This window comes from Tabrizicola sp. (assembly GCF_016792905.1).
Taxonomy (GTDB): domain Bacteria; phylum Pseudomonadota; class Alphaproteobacteria; order Rhodobacterales; family Rhodobacteraceae; genus Tabrizicola.
This window is the reverse complement of the sequence record NZ_JAEULP010000049.1, coordinates 30076-47703: the sequence shown is the minus strand read 5'-3', so window position 1 is coordinate 47703 and position 17628 is coordinate 30076. Positions and strand designations below refer to the sequence as shown.

Annotated in this window: 15 protein-coding genes; 10 read left to right on the top strand and 5 right to left on the bottom strand. The window is 67.3% G+C overall.

From position 1 onward, the window contains the following. Positions 1-99: 99 nt before the first annotated feature. Positions 100-1284, top strand: coding sequence for a glycosyltransferase family 2 protein (locus tag JNL31_RS10445; RefSeq protein ID WP_294972993.1), 1185 nt, complete (start codon positions 100-102; stop codon positions 1282-1284). Positions 1285-1331: 47 nt separating this feature from the next. Here the strand turns inward: JNL31_RS10445 and ahcY are convergent, their stop codons facing one another. Next, positions 1332-2720, bottom strand: coding sequence for an adenosylhomocysteinase (gene ahcY, locus JNL31_RS10440; protein ID WP_294972991.1), 1389 nt, complete (start codon positions 2718-2720; stop codon positions 1332-1334). A 75-nt stretch (positions 2721-2795) separates the two neighbouring features. Here ahcY and JNL31_RS10435 point away from each other — a divergent pair, with 75 nt between their 5' ends. Then, a complete protein-coding gene (locus JNL31_RS10435) occupies positions 2796-3386 on the top strand; it encodes an HD family hydrolase (RefSeq protein ID WP_294972989.1) in 591 nt (196 codons plus the stop codon). A 13-nt stretch (positions 3387-3399) separates the two neighbouring features. Here JNL31_RS10435 and JNL31_RS10430 read toward each other — a convergent pair whose 3' ends face one another. Next, positions 3400-3558, bottom strand: a complete 159-nt coding sequence (locus tag JNL31_RS10430) for a hypothetical protein (protein ID WP_294972987.1) — start codon at positions 3556-3558, stop codon at positions 3400-3402. Positions 3559-3655: 97 nt separating this feature from the next. On the opposite strand from JNL31_RS10430, the gene JNL31_RS10425 reads away from it, so the two are divergent. Then, a complete protein-coding gene (locus tag JNL31_RS10425; RefSeq protein WP_294972985.1) occupies positions 3656-4531 on the top strand; it encodes a LysR family transcriptional regulator in 876 nt (291 codons plus the stop codon). 3 nt (positions 4532-4534) lie between these two features. Here JNL31_RS10425 and JNL31_RS10420 read toward each other — a convergent pair whose 3' ends face one another. From JNL31_RS10420 to JNL31_RS10410, 3 genes are all read right to left on the bottom strand, one after another. Further along, on the bottom strand, positions 4535-4849 hold the full coding sequence (locus JNL31_RS10420) for an H-NS histone family protein (protein WP_294972984.1): 315 nt from the start codon (positions 4847-4849) through the stop codon (positions 4535-4537). A gap of 70 nt (positions 4850-4919) precedes the next feature. Continuing rightward, complete coding sequence (locus JNL31_RS10415) at positions 4920-5471, bottom strand: ActR/PrrA/RegA family redox response regulator transcription factor (RefSeq protein WP_294972982.1); 552 nt, start codon at positions 5469-5471, stop codon at positions 4920-4922. A gap of 29 nt (positions 5472-5500) precedes the next feature. Then, positions 5501-6127, bottom strand: a complete 627-nt coding sequence (locus JNL31_RS10410; RefSeq protein ID WP_294972980.1) for an SCO family protein — start codon at positions 6125-6127, stop codon at positions 5501-5503. A gap of 94 nt (positions 6128-6221) precedes the next feature. Between JNL31_RS10410 and regB the strand changes: the two genes are divergently transcribed. The 7 genes from regB (at position 6222) to addA (ending at position 17627) form a co-directional block, all read left to right on the top strand. After that, complete coding sequence (gene regB, locus JNL31_RS10405) at positions 6222-7613, top strand: sensor histidine kinase RegB (protein WP_366928938.1); 1392 nt, start codon at positions 6222-6224, stop codon at positions 7611-7613. A gap of 71 nt (positions 7614-7684) precedes the next feature. Next, positions 7685-9256 carry a PAS-domain containing protein gene (locus tag JNL31_RS10400; RefSeq protein ID WP_294972977.1) on the top strand — a complete coding sequence of 524 codons (1572 nt, stop codon included), beginning with the start codon at positions 7685-7687 and terminating at the stop codon, positions 9254-9256. A 37-nt stretch (positions 9257-9293) separates the two neighbouring features. Beyond that, on the top strand, positions 9294-9758 hold the full coding sequence (gene tsaE / locus JNL31_RS10395) for a tRNA (adenosine(37)-N6)-threonylcarbamoyltransferase complex ATPase subunit type 1 TsaE (protein ID WP_294972976.1): 465 nt from the start codon (positions 9294-9296) through the stop codon (positions 9756-9758). Then, positions 9751-10767: a phosphotransferase gene (locus tag JNL31_RS10390; RefSeq protein WP_294972974.1), complete on the top strand. Its 1017-nt coding sequence runs from the start codon at positions 9751-9753 to the stop codon at positions 10765-10767. The genes tsaE and JNL31_RS10390 overlap by 8 nt, the downstream gene beginning before the upstream one ends. Beyond that, positions 10743-11447, top strand: a complete 705-nt coding sequence (locus JNL31_RS10385) for a nucleotidyltransferase family protein (RefSeq protein ID WP_294972972.1) — start codon at positions 10743-10745, stop codon at positions 11445-11447. The genes JNL31_RS10390 and JNL31_RS10385 overlap by 25 nt, the downstream gene beginning before the upstream one ends. After that, the gene (addB, locus tag JNL31_RS10380) at positions 11440-14337 is read left to right on the top strand and encodes a double-strand break repair protein AddB (protein WP_294972971.1); all 2898 of its coding nucleotides are present in this window, start codon (positions 11440-11442) and stop codon (positions 14335-14337) included. The genes JNL31_RS10385 and addB overlap by 8 nt, the downstream gene beginning before the upstream one ends. After that, complete coding sequence (gene addA, locus JNL31_RS10375; protein ID WP_294972969.1) at positions 14334-17627, top strand: double-strand break repair helicase AddA; 3294 nt, start codon at positions 14334-14336, stop codon at positions 17625-17627. The genes addB and addA overlap by 4 nt, the downstream gene beginning before the upstream one ends. The last annotated feature ends 1 nt before the right edge of the window (position 17628 follow it).

The window sequence follows — 17628 nt, the reverse complement described above, 5'->3', positions numbered from 1 at the left end:
TCAAGTTTGCAGCCGCTCCACGCCCCAATTTGGGCACAGTTGCAGGCTTCAATCTTCGCAACGGCCAGCTACCCGCGCGATTGACCCGAAGGATCCCCGATGATCGAGCTTTCCATCCTGATGCCCTGCCTGAACGAGGCGGAGACGCTGGGCGTCTGCATCGAAAAGGCGCGGGGATATCTGGAGACGTCCGGCATCAAGGGCGAGATCATCGTGGCCGACAACGGCTCGACCGATGGCAGCCAGGCGATTGCGCAGGTGCTGGGCGCGGTGGTGGTGCCGGTGGCGCAGCGCGGCTATGGCGCGGCGCTGGGTGCCGGGATCGCGGCGGCGCGGGGCCGGTTCGTGATCATGGGCGACAGCGACGACAGCTATGACTTCTCGCAGCTCGACGGGTTTGTCAGCCGCCTGCGCGGTGGGGCCGATCTGGTCATGGGCAACCGCTTCAAGGGCGGGATCGCCAAGGGCGCCATGCCTGCGCTGCACCGCTATCTGGGCAACCCGGTCCTGTCGACCATCGGTCGGGTGCTGTACCGGACGCCGGTCGGCGACTTCCACTGCGGCCTGCGGGGCTTTTCGCGTGCCGCCGTTCTGAAGCTTGGGCTGACCAGCCCGGGGATGGAGTTCGCGTCGGAAATGGTGATGAAAGCCTCGCTAGCCGGGCTGAACATTGCCGAGGTTCCGACAACCCTGTCACCCGACGGCCGGTCGCGCCCGCCGCATCTGCGGTCGTGGCGGGATGGCTGGCGGCATCTGAAGCTGCTTCTGACCTTCGCGCCGTTCTCGATCTTCCTGTATCCCGGCCTTGCGCTGCTGGCGCTGGGCGGGGCGCTGTTCCTGCCGCTCCTGTTCGCGCCGGTGACGCTGGGCGGGGTGACGCTGGACACCGGCACGCTGATCTTTGCCGCGACCTTCATCATGACCGGGTTCCAGCTGGTCTGGTTCCATGCCCTCGCGCGGTTGTTCGCGGTGCGGATGGGCCTGCTGCCAACCTCGCCCCGGTTCGAGCGTTTGCGTGCGAAACTGTCGGTCGATACCGCCTGCCAGATCGGCGCGGTCTTCCTGCTGATGGCGTTCCTTGCCACGGTTGCGTCCGTGGGCTTCTGGGCCTCACGCGGGTTCGGCCCGCTGGAGGCGGGAACGATCACCCGCACGGCCTCGCTGGTCGCGGTGCTGGCGGCACTGGGGATGCAGTCGGTGACGAACGGGTTTCTCTGGGGGCTTCTGACCCAGAAAGCTCCGGTCGAGGCCAAGTCGCCCGAAGGCGAACCGGCCCAGGTCTGACTTTCGTCGTCTGACTTTCGTCGTCTGACCCCGGGCCGGATCGCGAATCAATAACGGTAGTGGTCCGACTTGAACGGGCCGTCGACTTTGACGCCGATGTAATCGGCCTGCTCCTTGCGCAGTTCGGTCAGCTTCACGCCGATCTTCTTCAGGTGCAGCCGCGCGACCTTTTCGTCCAGCGCCTTCGGCAGGATGTAGACGCCCGGCGCATAGTCCTTGCCCTTGGTCCACAGCTCGATCTGCGCCAGCACCTGGTTGGTGAAGCTGGCCGACATCACGAAGCTGGGGTGGCCGGTGGCGTTGCCAAGGTTCAGCAGGCGGCCTTCGGACAGGAGGATGATGCGGCTGCCCGAGGGCATCTCCACCATGTCCACCTGGTCCTTGATGTTGGTCCATTTGTGGTTGCGGAGCGCGGCGACCTGGATCTCGTTGTCGAAGTGACCGATGTTGCCGACGATGGCCATGTCCTTCATCTCGCGCAGGTGCTCGATGCGGATGACGTCACGGTTGCCGGTCGTCGTGATGAAGATGTCGGCGCTGGCGACCTCGTCTTCCAGGAGGGTGACTTCATAGCCGTCCATCGCGGCTTGCAGCGCGCAGATCGGGTCGACTTCCGTCACCTTCACCCGGGCGCCAGCGCCGCGCAGCGAGGCCGCCGAGCCCTTGCCCACGTCACCATAGCCGCAGACAACCGCGACCTTGCCGGCCATCATCGTGTCGGTGGCGCGGCGGATGCCGTCGACCAGCGATTCCTTGCAGCCGTATTTGTTGTCGAACTTCGACTTCGTCACAGAGTCATTGACGTTGATCGCCGGGAACGGGAGCTGGCCCCGCTTGTGCAGGTCATACAGGCGGTGGACGCCCGTGGTGGTTTCTTCCGACACGCCCTGGATCGCGGCCTTGGTCTTGGCGAACCAGCCCGGCGACTGTTTCATCCGCTTCTGGATTTGCAGCTTGATGACTTCTTCTTCCTCGGATTGCGGCACGGCGAGGACATCCTCGCCCGCCTCCATCCGCGCGCCGAGAAGGACGTACAGCGTCGCATCGCCGCCATCGTCCAGGATCATGTTCGCGCCTTCGGGGAACAGGAACGAGCGGTCAAGGTAATCCCAATGCTCGGTCAGGGTCTGGCCCTTGACGGCAAAGACCGGAATACCGGCGGCGGCGATCGCGGCGGCGGCGTGGTCCTGGGTCGAGAAGATGTTGCAAGAGGCCCAACGCACGTCGGCGCCAAGCGCAACCAGGGTTTCGATCAGCGCGGCGGTCTGGATCGTCATGTGCAGCGAGCCGACGATGCGCGCGCCTTTCAGCGGCTTCGACGCGCCGAACTCCTCGCGGCAGGCCATCAGGCCCGGCATTTCGGTTTCGGCGATGGTCAGCTCCTTGCGGCCGAAGTCGGCCAGGGCGATGTCCTTGACGATGTAATCCTTCGCCATCTTGGCGCTCTCCTTGATCCTGGGTTGCGCGGGCAGATAGCATTGATCACCGACGCAGACAACAAAGGCCGCCAAATGAAACAACCCCGCGCCTGGCAACGCATGCTCTCGGGCCGCAGGCTGGACCTGCTGGACCCCACTCCGGTCGATATCGAGATCGAGGATATCGCGCATGGCCTGGCCTTCGTGGCGCGCTGGAACGGACAGACCCGGGGCGACTGGCCCTATTCGGTGGCCGAGCATTCGCTGCTGGTCGAGGAGATCTTTGCCCGCGACAATCCCGGCATCGCGGCGAAATGGCGGCTGGCGGCGGTGCTGCATGACGCGCCGGAATATGTGATCGGCGACATGATCAGCCCGGTGAAGGCGGCCGTGGGGCCCGGCTATGGCGAGTTGGACCGGCGTCTGACCGCGGCGGTGCATCTGCGCTTTGGCCTGCCTGCGGTGCTGCCCGCGCCGATCAAGAAGGCGATCAAGGCGGCGGACAAGGTTTCGGCCTGGCTGGAGGCAGTGCGGATCGCGGGGTTCAGGGAGGCGGAGGCCGACAAGCTGTTCGGACGGCCCGTGCCGGAACTGGTTCACCGGCTGGAAATACGGCTTCGTCCGCCCGCAGAGGTGCGGACGGACTATGTTTCGACAGTTGCGCGGCTGCTGGCCGCCTGCTGACGGCGACAGGGCATCAGCGCCCCGTGTGCCGCAGGTGATCGGCGGTGCGCAGGCCCGCGTCGTCCTGGAACTCGCGCGGGGACCGGCGCGGGTAATGGCGCGGCAGGTAGTCCTCGGATGCGCGCCCGAAGCGGGTCGCGATCATCAGCGCGTCGGCGAAGATATTCAACATGGCCTTTCTCCTTTTCGGCTTTCGATGATCTCTTTTGCCATAAACCTTGGCATGATACGATTCATTAAGGCTGATTGACTGTTAGGCAGGCTAACATATGGCGACAGACTGGCGCAGTATCCCGTCCCTGACCGCGCTGCGGGCTTTCGCGGCAACGGCAGAGTTGCGGAACTTCAGCCAGGCCGCGCGGGCGCTGAACGTGACCCATGCCGCCGTGGCCCAGCAGGTCCGCGCGCTGGAGGATCAGCTGGGCCGTCCGCTGGTGCAGCGCGAGGGGCGCGGCGTCAGCCTGACGGTCGATGGCGAGCAGCTGGCCGAGGCGCTGGCCGAAGGGTTCGGCGCCTTCCAGCGCGGGCTGGAGGCCCTGCGGGCGGGTGAAGCGGATCGCCCGGTCAGGATCACGCTGACCGCCAGCTTTGCAGCACAATGGCTGATGCCGCGGCTGAAGGATTTCTGGGAACGGCAGCCGGACATTGGCCTGTCTCTGCATCCGGACAGCAAGGTCGTCGACCTGCACCGTGAACGGATGGACCTGGCGATCCGCTATGGCAACGGCGACTGGCCGGGAGTGGAGACGAGCTATCTTGCCTCGGCCCGGCTGGTGATTGCCGGCGCACCCTCGCTGATCGGCGACCGCGAGCGGCTGACTGCCGACGAAATGCGCGAGATGGACTGGATCCTGTCGCGGACCTGGGCGGAGCAGGACGCCTATCTGCGGCAACTGGAGCTTGATCCCGATGCGCTAAGCCGCACCGACATCAGCGGCGAGGAACTGGCCATCGCGGCGGCGCGTCAGGGGCTGGGGCTTGTCGTCGAAAGTGTCGCGCTTCTGGAATCCGATGTCGCCGAAGGGCGGTTGCGCATCGTTCATGAAAGCCGCGAAAAGCTTCCGGCCTATTTCATCGTGACTTTGCCCGGGCCAAAGCGTGCTGTGGCCCGGGCATTCCTGAAATGGCTCAAATCGCAGAGCTGACGCTCAGATCGCCATGTCGTCCGGCTTCTTTCCCTTGGCAAGCGCCTCGGAAAACCAGCGCGGCTTGCGTCCGCGGCCCGACCAGGTATCGGCAGCATTTGCCGGATTTGCGTATTTCGCCACCGAAGGCGAGCGTTTGCGTCCGGCCGGGACCCCCGTCAACTCGGCCAGCGAAAAGCCCATCGCCTTGGCTTTTTCTTCCAGCTCCGCAAGCGCCTCGCGCTTGCGCCGATCTTCAAACCCGGCAATCGCCTTTGCCACCTGCGATTGCAGGTCCTTCAGCTCTTTCAGGGAAAGCGTATTCAAGTCGATGTTCAATGTCTGATCCCCCTCGGATAAAGACATGACTTGAATAGGGCCATTAGGTCATATGCGCAACAATAGATATCTATCTTGGGCTTCGTTTAGCAAGAATGCGCTGCAGGGTGCGGCGATGCATAGAAAGGCGGCGCGCGGTTTCCGAAACATTGCGGTCGCACATTTCATAGACACGCTGGATATGTTCCCACCGGACCCGGTCGGCGGACATCGGGTTTTCCGAAGGCTCGGGCAGATTGCCACCCTTTGCCAGGAGCGCATTGGTCACATCATTGGCATCTGCGGGTTTGGAAAGATAGTCGACCGCGCCGATCTTGACTGCCGCAACGGCGGTCGCAATCGCGCCATAGCCGGTCAGCACGACAATCCGGCACGAGGGCCGCTTTTCCCGCAGCGTCTCGATCACCTCAAGCCCGTTGCCATCTTCCAGCCGCAGGTCTACCACCGCATAGGCCGGAGGACGCGCAATCGCCTTGGCCCGACCCTCCGCCACGCTTTGCGCGGTTTCCGTCAGGAAGCCGCGCTTTTCCATCGCCTTCGCCAGCCGCTTCAGGAAAGGCTCGTCATCGTCGACAAGCAGAAGGGTCGGGTCCGGTCCCAGATCGGTGAGGTCTTCGGTCATGCGTCTTTCCTGGTCTCAGCCGCGGGGATTCATTGTGCAGCTTTGCCTGCCTTAACAAAACAAGCAACGCTTTCCGCCATCTGGTCCGACGTAATCTCGCGGCGGAAGAAATCCACGAAACCTTCGCCGGGGAGCATCAGATAAGTGAAGGTCGAATGGTCCATCAGATAGTATTCGTCCCCCGTCTCGCGCTTCTTGTAGAAGGTCTTGTAGGCCTGCGAGGCCGTCTTGATCTGATCGGCGCTGCCGGTGAGGGCGACGAGCTTCGGATGCATGTTGGCCGCATAGTCACCCAGCGCTTCGGAGGTGTCCCGGTCAGGGTCGATGGTGATGAAGACCGGAGTCACGTCCAGGCCCATGGCGTCCAGCTTGTCCACCGCCTCGACATTGCGGGCCATGTCCAGCGGGCAGACGTCGGGACAGAAGGTGTAGCCGAAATAGACCAGCGCCGGTTTGGTCAGCACGTCCTTGTCGGTCACGGTCTTGCCCGAGGTATCGACCAGCGTGAACGGACCGCCGATGTCACCGCCCGCGACCTGGCCCTGGCGGCATTCGGCAAAGGCGTCGTCGCCGCGGTTGGCCAGCACATACCAGGCCGAGGCGCCCAGAAAGGCGGCAACGGCGGCAGCGGCCACGCCGGCATAGAGCTTTGTCATGATGATACCTCCGGGGCCTGTCGGGCCGCATTGATCTCAGATGCGCCGACCCGTAACAATGGTCAACCCGTCCAGCAAGATGCCTGCTCACAGAATGGTCACTGCGACACCCGGTAGTCCGGCCCATGACGCCGGGGCAAACATGGTCCGACTGCGCACGTTGATCCTGCTGCGCTGGATGGCGATCGCCGGCCAGGTCGCCGCGATCCTCGTTGCCAGCCAGGCCTACGGGCTGCAACTGCCGCTTGGCCTTTGCATGTTGGCGATCGGGCTTTCGGTGATCGCCAACCTCGTCCTCTCCATGCTGTTCCCGCAAAACAGGCGGCTGAGCGAGGCCGAGGCTTTCCTGACCCTGCTCTTCGACCTTGGCCAGCTGGCGTTCCTTTTGTTCCTGACCGGCGGGCTGACCAACCCGTTCGCGATCCTGGTGCTGGCCCCCGTCACCATTTCTGCCAGCACGCTGCGCCTGCGCTCGACCGTGGTCCTTGGGGCGCTGGCGATCCTTGCCGTTTCGGCTGCGGTCTTCTGGTATCTGCCCCTGCGCTTTGCGGACGGCTCCGAGCTTGTCATCCCGCGGCTTTTCGCCTTCGGCTTCTGGCTCTCGATCGTCATCGGCATCCTGTTCCTCGGCCTCTACTCCCGCCGCGTGGCCACCGAGATGCGCCACATGTCCGAGGCGCTGCTTGCCACCCAGATGGCGCTGGCGCGCGAGCAGAAGCTCACCGACCTGGCCGGAGTTGTCGCCGCCGCCGCGCATGAGCTGGGCACACCCTTGGCCACCATCAAGCTGGTCAGCGCCGAGCTGATCGAGGAACTGGCCGGCCAGCCCGAGCTGCAGGAGGACGCCCGACTGATCCGGGAACAGGCCGACCGCTGCCGCGACATCCTGCGCGACATGGGGCGGGCCGGAAAGGACGACCTCCACCTGCGCCAGGCCCCCCTGTCTGCCGTCCTGCGCGAAGCTGCCGAACCGCACCTGGCGCGAGGCAAACGGGTGGAGTTCTCCTTCGTCCCGGTACAGGACGGCGAAGACTTCCAGCCCACCATCCTGCGCCGCCCGGAGATCATCCACGGCCTGCGAAACCTGGTGCAGAACGCGGTGGACTTCGCCCGCTCGACCATCTGGATCGAGGGAGAATGGACCTCGCGCCGCATCATCGTCCGCATCACCGATGACGGCGAGGGCTTCCCCCCCAGCGTGATCGGAAGGATCGGCGACCCGTTCGTGCGCGCGCGGCGGGCCGACACGGAGGCCGAGAAACGCCCCGGCTACGAAGGCATGGGCCTTGGCCTGTTCATCGCGAAGACGCTGCTGGAGCGGTCGGGCGCCGATCTGTCCTTTGCCAATGCGACCGACCCGTTCCTCGCGCCGGAGAACCGGCCGGAGCGCTCCGGCGCCGTGGTCGAGGCGGTCTGGGCAACAACCGATCTTGTCCCGCCCGCCAGTTCCGGCGGCCTCGGCGAGAACACCCGGATCGAAAGCTGAAGCGCGGTTAACGGGCGGTTAACCGTTGGCGGCCTAGGCTTTCCGGGATGCGTTCACTCCGGGGGGTCCAGATGACGGGCGAATGGTCGATGGCGTTGGGACAGGTGCTGACGGCGCTCTTGGTGGCGATGTCCGCGCTGGCACTGCTGGCTGCCTGGCAATCGCGCCGCGCGGTCCTGGCGCCCAGCATCTTCGACCAAAGCCCGTCGCAAGTGGCCTTCCTCTTCGATGGCGAGCGTCTGGTCGATGCCACGCCCGCCGCCCGGGCACTGCTGCCGGATGGCGAGGACAGCCGCGCCTGGTCGCGGCTGGTCGCCCGATTCGGCGCGGATTTTCCCAATCTTTCCGAACGGCTGGCCGCCCTGCCCCGGATCGGCCAGTTACAGATCCCCTCGCAGCCTGGCACCTCTCCGGCGCTGGTCATGAAGGCGCAGCACCTGTCGGGCCTTACCCGGCTGACGGTGGACGGTGGCGAGGCGGTCATGCGGTCCGGGCAGGGGGACGCCGCCTCTGCCGCCGCCCTGCAGCAGGAGGTGATGGCCCAGCGCGCAGTCCTGTCCCGGGCCCCGGTGCTGATCTGGAAAGAGGCCGCCGACGGCGCGGTGATCTGGGCGAATCACGCCTATCTCATCCGCGCAGTCGAACTTCTGCCCGAGGGGGAGGACCTGTCCTGGCCCTTGCCGAAGATGTTCGATGCCTCGGTGCCCGCCTCGTCCCGCCTGCCGCGACTGAAGCTGCAGATGCCCAGCGGCACGGAATGGTTCGACCTCGTGCGGATGCCCCAGGGCGACGAGATGCTGTGCTACGCGCTTGCCGCCGACAAGGCGGTGCAGGCGGAAACGGCCCTGCGCGAGTTCATGCAGACCCTGACCAAGACCTTTGCCGACCTCCCCATCGGCCTTGCGATCTTCGACCGCTCGCGCTCCTTGCAAATGTTCAACCCGGCCCTTGCCGACCTCACCACGCTCGCCCCGGAAATGCTGATCGGGCGCCCGACGCTCAACGCCTTCCTCGATGCGATGCGCGCCAAGGCGATGATCCCGGAACCGCGTGACTATCGCAGCTGGCGCAAGCAGCTTGCCCGGCTGGAGGAAGAGGCCACCATGGGCCTGTTCGAGGAGACATGGAGCCTGCCGGGCGGCCAGACCTACCGTGTCATCGGGCGCCCGCACCCGAACGGGGCGCTGGCCTTCATGTTCGAGGACATCTCGAACGAAATGTCGCGGACGCGCCGCTACCGGGCAGACCTGGAACTTGGCCAGTCGGTGATCGACGCGGTCGAGGATGCCGTCGCGGTCTTCTCGCCGCGGGGGCAGCTCGTCATGTCGAACCATGCCTATGCCCAGCTTTGGCAACACGATCCCCAGGTCCTTCTGTCCGAAGCCAGCATCGCCACGCTCTGCACCTGGTGGCGGGAGCATGCCGCGCCAACGCTCCTGTGGGACGACGCGACCGATTTCGTGACCAGTGCCGGGGATCGCACGCCCTGGGAAGGCGAGGTGCGGCTGCTCGACGGTCGGCTGGTCCTGTGCCGGTTCCGCTCGCTGACCGGGGGGGCGACGCTGATCACCTTTCGGATGCAGGGCAGCATCGCCGTTGCCGGGCTGAAGGACGCGGGCGGGGCGGGGCTTCTTTCGGCCTGAGGCTTGCGGCGGCCCGCCCCGCCGCTACAGTCGCGCCATGCCGACCGACGCCGCATTCACGCTTGACCTGCCCGGTCCCGACGCGACCGAAGCACTCGGTCGCCGGCTGGCCGGACTGGCGCGGCCGGGCGACACCATCCTGCTGGAGGGCCCGATCGGCGCCGGGAAAAGCTGCCTCGCCCGCGCCTTCATCCGCGCCCGGCTGGGCCGCGAGGAAGAGGTGCCTTCGCCGACCTTCACCCTGGTTCAGGTCTATGAGGCCGGGGCGGTCGAGATCTGGCACGCCGATCTCTATCGCCTCACCCACCCGGACGAGGTCTGGGAACTGGGTCTCGATGATGCCTTCGAAACGGCGATCTGTCTGGTGGAATGGCCCGACCGGCTGGGCGCACATGTGCCGCCCGAGGCGCTGCGCATCCGGCTCGACACGGCGGGCGAGGGACGCCGGGCGATGATCACCGGCGGTCGGCCGCACCTGGCCGGGGCATTTGCCCATGGCTGACCGGGCGAGCGAGATTGCCGGGTTCCTGGCCCAAGCCGGTTGGGGCGCGGCCAGGCGCCGTCACCTGGCGGGCGATGCGTCGGACCGCCGCTATGAACGGCTACAGCGCGGCGCGTCGACAGCGGTGCTGATGGACAACCCGCCCGGCGGGGCGGACGACCCGGTGGCCTTCGCCAGCATGGCCCGCCACCTGCGCGCCCTTGGCCTGTCCGCCCCGGCGATCCTGGCCGAGGACCTGCCGCGCGGCCTTCTCCTGCTGGAAGACCTTGGCGATGATCTCTACGCCCGCCTCCTTGCCTCCGACCCCGCGCGCGAGGCGGAGCTGTACGCCCCGGCGGTGGACGTGCTTCTGCGTCTGCAACGCGCGAGCCCCCCGCCCGGCCTGCCGAACCTCTCGGCCGAGGACTGGGCCCGCGGGGCGGGGTTCGCGCTGGACTGGTATGCCTTTGCGGCGACGGGCACCAAGCCGGACCCCGCCGCCTTCCGCTCGGCCCTGACCACCGCCCTGCGCGCGCATGCCGACGGCCCCCGCGTCCTGATCCTGCGCGACTACCATGCCGAGAACCTGCTTTGGCTGCCCGGCCGAAGCGGCATGGCGCGGGTCGGGTTGCTGGACTTCCAGCTCGGCCAGCTCGGCCAGCCCGGCTACGACCTCGTCTCCCTCCTGCAGGACGCCCGTCGCGATGTCGCCACCGCAACCGAAGCCGCGATGGTCGCCCGTTTCGCCGCTGCCACCGGGGCGGACCCCGCGACCTTTGCCGCCCACTACGCCACGCTTGGGGCCCAGCGCGCCCTGCGCATCCTTGGCGTCTTTGCGCGGCTCTGCCTCGTCGCGGGCAAGCCGCAGTATCTGCCGCTGATCCCCCGCGTCTGGGGCCAGTTGCAGCAGAACCTGTCCCATCCCGCCCTTGCAGGGCTTCGCACGGTCTGCGACGCCGTCCTGCCCGCTCCCACACCCGACCTATTGCAGAAGATCGCCCGCCAATGCCCGACTACCCCTTCCCGCTGATGATCTTCGCTGCGGGCTTCGGCACCCGCATGGGCGCGCTGACCCGGGACATGCCCAAGCCGCTGATCCCGGTCGCGGGCCGCCCGCTGATCGATCATGCCCTTGACGTCGCCCATGCCGCAGGCGTGCGCCGCACGATCGTCAACACCCATTACCGTGCCGCGCAGATGGCCGCGCACCTGGCCGGCAAGGGCGTCATCCTGAGCCATGAACCCGGACCGATCCTTGAAACCGGGGGCGGGTTGAAGGCGGCGCTTCCGCAGCTTGGCGATGGTCCCGTCGCAATCCTGAACAGCGACGGCATCTGGACCGGGGCGAGTCCGCTTCTGGAACTGTCCGCCGCCTGGGATGGCAGCCGGATGGAGGCGCTCTTGCTGCTCCTGCCCCTGGAGGACACGCTTGCCCATGGGCCGAAGGGCGATTTCCGGCTGGACGCCGACGGCCGGATTTCCCGGGGCCAGGGCGGCGAGGATCACGTCTACATCGGCGCGCAGATCATTCATCCCGCGCGGATCAGGGCCACCCCCGACGCAGTCTTCTCGCTGAACCTGCCCTGGAACGCGATGATTGCCGCCGGGACGGCGTTCGGTCTTGTCCATCGCGGCGGCTGGTGCGATGTCGGCCAGCCGGAGGGAATTGCGGCGGCCGAGCGGCTCCTCCATTCTGCCGGACATGGCTGAGCCCCCGAACCTCTTCGCCCTGCCGCCCGGCGCGGATTTCCCCGCCGAGCTGGTCGCGGGCCTGTTGCAGCGCGGGAATGGCCAGCCGCCCGAAGCGCTGGCGCGGGTCACGCTGATCGTCAACACCCAGCGCATGCGGCGCCGGGTGGGCGAGGTGTTCCAGGCATCGGGCGCCCGGCTGCTGCCGCGCATCCTGCTTGTCACCGAGACGGCCCCGCTGGCCGATCTTGCGCTCCCGGCGCCGATCTCGCCCCTGCGGCGGCGACTGGAGCTTTCGGTCCTGCTGGACCGGCTGCTCGCGACCGGGACCACGCATTTCCCTCGCACGGCGCTCTACGACCTTGCCGACAGCCTGGCCACGCTGATGGAGGAGATGCAGGGCGAAGGCGTCAGTCCGGCGCGGATCGCGGCGCTCGACGTTGCCAACCATTCGGCGCACTGGGCGCGGACCCAGGCCTTCCTTGGCATCGTGACCGAAGCGCTGTCGGACGAAAGCCCCGACGCGGAAGCCATCCTGCGCCGCGCCGTGACCCGGCTTGCCGAAACATGGGCGACGACGTCCCCGGCGCATCCGGTGATCCTTGCCGGTTCCACCGCCTCGCGCGGGACGACGGCGCTTCTGGCAGAGGCCATCGCCCGCCTGCCGAACGGTGCGGTTGTCCTTCCCGGCTTCGATTTCGACCTGCCCGCACCCGTCTGGGACAGCATGGACGACGCGCTGACCGCCGAGGATCACCCGCAATACCGCTTCCGCCGGGTGATGGACCTTTTTGGCTGCGACCACAGGGCGATCCGTCGCTGGACCGAGACCCCGCCCCCCGATCCCGACCGCAACCGGCTGATTTCGCTGTCGCTGCGGCCCGCGCCGATCACCGACCAGTGGCTGAGCGAAGGACCAAAGCTGCCCGACCTGCCCGCTGCAACCCAGGGCCTGACGCTGATCGAGGCGCCCGGAGAAAGGTCCGAGGCCCTTGCCATCGCCCTTGTCCTGCGCGAGGCGGCCGAGACCGGAACCCGTGCCGCGCTGATCTCGCCCGACCGCAACCTTGCCCGCCGGGTGACGGCGGCGCTCGACCGCTGGGGCATCCGCCCCGACGATTCCGCCGGGCGTCCCCTGGCCCTGTCGGCGCCGGGCCGAATGCTGCGGCAAGTGGCGGCACTGTTCGGCCAGAAGCTGACCGGCGATGCGCTCTTGGCGCTTCTCAAGCATCCGCTGGCTTTCTCCGGCCCGGGACGTGGCCCGCACCTGATCCTGACCCGCGAGTTCGAGCTGCACCTGCGGCGCCACGGTCCCGCATTCCCGACGGCCGAGAGCGTGCAAACCTGGGCTGCGACCCAGACGCACGAACGCGCCGCCGACTGGGCGCGGATCGTTGCCGCCACGCTTTGCGGGCACGAGGCTGTTTCGCGACTGTCGCTGGAAGAGTTCGTGGCCATGCACCTGGTGCTGTCCGAAGCACTGGCGCGCGGCTTTGCCGAGGCCGGAACGGGCGAGCTGTGGGAAAAGGCCGCAGGGGAAGAGGCGCTGAAGGCCGTCACCGAGCTTCAGGCCGAAGCCGGGGCCGGGGGCGAGATGACGCCTGCCGACTATGCGGGCCTGTTCCTGGGCGTGCTGAACCGGCACGAGGTACGCGAGACGGAAAGCGTGCATCCCGGCATAATGATCTGGGGGACGCTGGAAAGCCGGGTGCAGGGGGCCGATCTGGTGGTGCTTGGCGGGCTGAACGACGGCATCTGGCCCGCCCAGCCAACGCCCGATCCCTGGCTGAACCGGGCAATGCGGAAGGAGGCGGGGCTTTTGCTGCCCGAACGCCGGATCGGCCTGTCGGCACATGACTACCAGCAGGCCGTAGCGGCGAGGCGGGTGGTCCTTTCCCGCGCCAGGCGGGGGGCAGAGGCGGAAACCGTGCCCTCGCGCTGGCTGAACCGGCTGATGAACCTGATGGAGGGCCTGCCTGAACGCGATGGCCCCGAGGCGCTGAAGGCGATGCGTGCGCGGGGCACCGATTGGCTGGACTTGGCCGAAGCCTTCGACCAGGCGCCCGAGACGCCGCGTGAGCGACGCCCGTCCCCGCGCCCGCCGGTCGCGTCCCGACCGAAGAAGCTCTCCGTTACCGAAATCAAGACACTGGTCCGCGATCCCTATGCGATCTACGCCCGCCATGTCCTGAAGCTGCGTCCGCTGGACCCGCTGCGCCCCGAGGCCGACCCTCGCCTCCGCGGGATCGTGCTGCACGAGATCCTCGAAATCTTCCTGCGCAGCGGCGGGGGCGACCGCGACACCCTGCTGGCAATCACCGATACGGTCCTTGCCAAGCGGGTGGCCTGGCCCCTGGCGCGCACGATCTGGCGCAGCCGCATCGCCAAGGCTGCCGATGCTTTCCTTGGTTTCTCGGCCTCGACCGGGGGGGCGCCGGTCCTTCTGGAGGAAAAGGGCGCAGTGACGTTGCCGGGCCTGGATTTCACCCTGACCGGCAAGCCCGACCGGATCGACCGGCTTCCGGACGGGCGGCTTTACCTGATCGACTACAAGACCGGCACGCCGCCGACGCCCGCGCAGCAGAAGCACTTCGACAAGCAGCTGTTCCTGACCGCCGCGATGGCCGAGGGCGGCGGCTTCCCGGGGCTTGGCCCGCAAGAGGTGGCACGGCTGTCCTATGTCGGGCTGAAGGCCGTGCTGGACATCCAGAGCACCGAGCTTGACCCCGGCGACGTGACGGAAATCTGGTCCGAGTTCGGCCGACTCATGGCCAGCTACTCCCGCCCCGGCCAGGGCTACACCGCCCGGCGTGCGCTGGAATCCGTGCGAGATGTCAGCGACTACGATCATCTCTCGCGCTTCGGCGAATGGGACATGACCGAGGATCCGTCACCCGAGGACCTGGCATGAACGACGCTTCCACCCGCCAGATCGCCGCCGCCGATCCCGCCCGCAACACCTGGCTTTCGGCCAATGCCGGGTCGGGAAAGACCCGCGTGCTGACCGACCGCGTGGCGCGCCTGATGCTGGGCGGAGTCGAACCGCAACACATTCTGTGCCTGACCTACACGAAGGCCGCAGCTTCCGAGATGCAGAACCGGCTGTTCAAGCGGCTGGGCGAATGGGCCATGATGCCCGAGCCCGCCCTGCGCCTGGCCCTTGGGGCACTGGGCGAAGACGCCCTGCCGCCGGAGCGCCTGTCCCGCGCGCGCCAGCTGTTCGCCCGCGCCATCGAAACGCCCGGCGGCCTCCGCATCCAGACCATCCACAGCTTCTGCGCCAGCCTGCTCCGCCGCTTCCCGCTCGAAGCCGGCGTCCCCCCGGGTTTCACCGAGATGGACGACCGCGCCGCAAGGCTCATGCGGGCCGAGATCGTCGAGGAAATGGCCGACGGTCGCCATGCGCAGGTCGTTCGCCGCCTGACCGAAGTGCAGAACGGCGAGGATTTCGGCAACCTTGTCGATCAGATCGCAGGCCACCGCAGCGCCTTCGGCACGCCGCTGACCCGACAGGCCGCGCTGACTCTGTTCGGACTTCCGGCGGATGTGACCGACGACCACTTCCTGAAGCTCGCCTTCCATGGCGGGGAGGACTGGCTGATCGCGCAATGCCTGCCGCTGATGCGCGCCGGGTCGCAGACGATGCAGGATCTGGCGGCCGCACTCGCCGGGATCAATATACAGAACCCCGCCCGGACCGATCTGGAGGTGCTTTACGCCCAGCTCCTGAAGAAGGACGGCAGCCCCAACTTCGCCAAGGTCCCGACAGCCAAGGTGCGCACCGCGATGGGCGATCTTGCCCACGACTTCGACGACTTCATGCAGCGTGTCGGCGACGCCCGGGATGCCGAGAAGGCACTTGCCGCCGCCGCGAAGACCCTTGCCCTGCACGACTTCGCGGCCGTCTTCCTGCCCGCCTACGCCGCCCGCAAGGCCGCGCGCGGTCTTCTCGACTTCGACGACCTGATCACCCGCGCCAAGGCCCTGCTCACCGATCCGTCACTTGCCGCCTGGGTGCTGTACCGGCTGGACGGCGGCATCGACCACATCCTTGTTGACGAAGCCCAGGACACCAGTCCCGACCAGTGGCAGCTGATCGAGGCGCTGGCCGCCGAACTGATCGCCGGGGAAGGTGCAACCACGCGGGAGCGGACGCTGTTTGTCGTGGGCGACAAGAAGCAGTCGATCTATTCCTTCCAGGGTGCCGATGTCGCCGCCTTCGACCGGATGCGCGGCCATTTCGGCACCCGGCTTGCCGGTGGGCCGGGTCTGGTGGAAGGCGCGCTGGAACATTCCTTCCGCTCCTCGTCCGCGATCCTTTCGGTTGTCGACCGGACCTTCACCCCGGCCCAGCACGATGCCCTTGGCGGCGGGTCGCACCACTTGGCATACAACGCCGGTCTGCCCGGACGGGTCGATGTCTGGCCGGTCATCGAGAAGGCGGGAAAGACCGAGCCCGGCCCCTGGTACGAACCGCTCGACACGCCGCATCCCGAGGATCCCCAGGTCGCGCTGGCGGAACGCATCGCCTGCTGGATCCGCGACCGTGTCGAAAGCGGCGAGCAGATCCCCCAAGCCGGCAAGCCTGACCGCCCGATCCACTACGGCGACTTCCTCATCCTCGTGCAGCGCCGGTCCGAGTTGTTCCGCGAGATCATCCGTGCCTGCAAGGCGCTCGGTCTTCCCATCGCCGGGGCCGATCGGCTGAAGCTGGGTGGCGAACTGGCGGTCAAGGACCTCTCCGCCCTCCTCGCCTTCCTCGACACGCCCGAGGATGACCTGTCGCTTGCTGCCGTCCTGCGCTCGCCCCTCTGCGGCTGGTCCGAGGCCGACCTGTTCCGGCTTGCGCAACCGCGCAGGGGCTATCTCTGGGAAGCGCTGCGCGACCATCCCGGCCACGACGCCACGAAGACCTTCCTGAATGACATGCGTCGGCAGGCCGATTTCCTGCGCCCCTACGACCTGATCGAGCGGGTCCTGCACCGCCACGACGGCCGCCGCAAGCTGGTTGGCCGTCTGGGGGCCGAGGCAGAGGACGGCATCGACGAGCTTCTTTCGCAGGCCCTGTCCTATGAGGCATCTGACGTCCCCAGCCTGACAGGCTTTCTCACATGGATGGAAACGGACGAGGTCGAGGTGAAGCGCCCGCTTGATGGCGAGGGCAGCCGCATCCGGGTAATGACCGTCCATGGCGCCAAGGGGCTGGAAGCCGAGGTCGTCATTCTTCCCGACACCTGTGACCGCGCGCCGCGCGATCAGGACCAGATCTATCGCCTGCCAGACGGTGCGCCGGTCTGGAAGGTCGGCACCGAGGAAAGCCCTGCCCTGATCGCCGCCGAACGAGCCGCCCGCAAGGAACGCGAGGCGGCCGAGCGGCTTCGGCTTCTCTATGTTGCAATGACCCGTGCCCGCTGCTGGCTGGTGGTCGCTGGGGCGGGCAAGACAACGCAGGCGGACTGCTGGCACAACCTGGTTACTGCCGGTCTCGGGGCGGCCGGGGCCGTTGCGATCCAGGATGGGGTGCAACGCCACGCCTTCGGAAACTGGCCCGATCCGGCGCGGACCGGCGCGCCCGCTGCGAAAAGCATACCGCTTCCGGCCTGGACCGGGCTTCCCGCCCCCGACCCGGTTCGCGTGCGGCAAGTCCTGTCCCCCTCCGCTCTTGGCGGCGCCAAAGCCCTCCCTGGCGAGCCGCTCTTCCCCGAAGCCGAAGCCCGCGCGCGGGGCACGGCGCTGCACCTGCTGCTCGAACGCTTGCCGGGGCTGGATCCCGGCAAGTGGGAGACCTTCGCGGCAACGCTTGTCGCCGACCCACTACGTCACGCTGACGCCCTGGCCGAGGCCCGGCTGGTGCTGGGGCATCCGGATCTCTGCCCGTATTTCGGCACTGATACCCTGGCCGAGGTCGCCGTCACCGCGCCATGGGGCAACCACACGCTTGCCGGAACCATCGACCGGCTGGTCATCACCGCCGGGCAGGTCCTTGTCATCGACTACAAGTCGAACGCTGTGATTCCCGGCCGCCCCGAGGCCACGCCCGAGGGCATCCTGCGCCAGATGGGTGCCTATGCGCACATGCTGGGGCAAATCTACCCCGATCGCCGGATCGAAACTGCCGTGCTCTGGACGAAAGCCCCAAGGCTGATGCGCCTCGATCCCGAGATCGTGAGGCAGGCCTTTGCCCGAACCACGATCCCTTGAC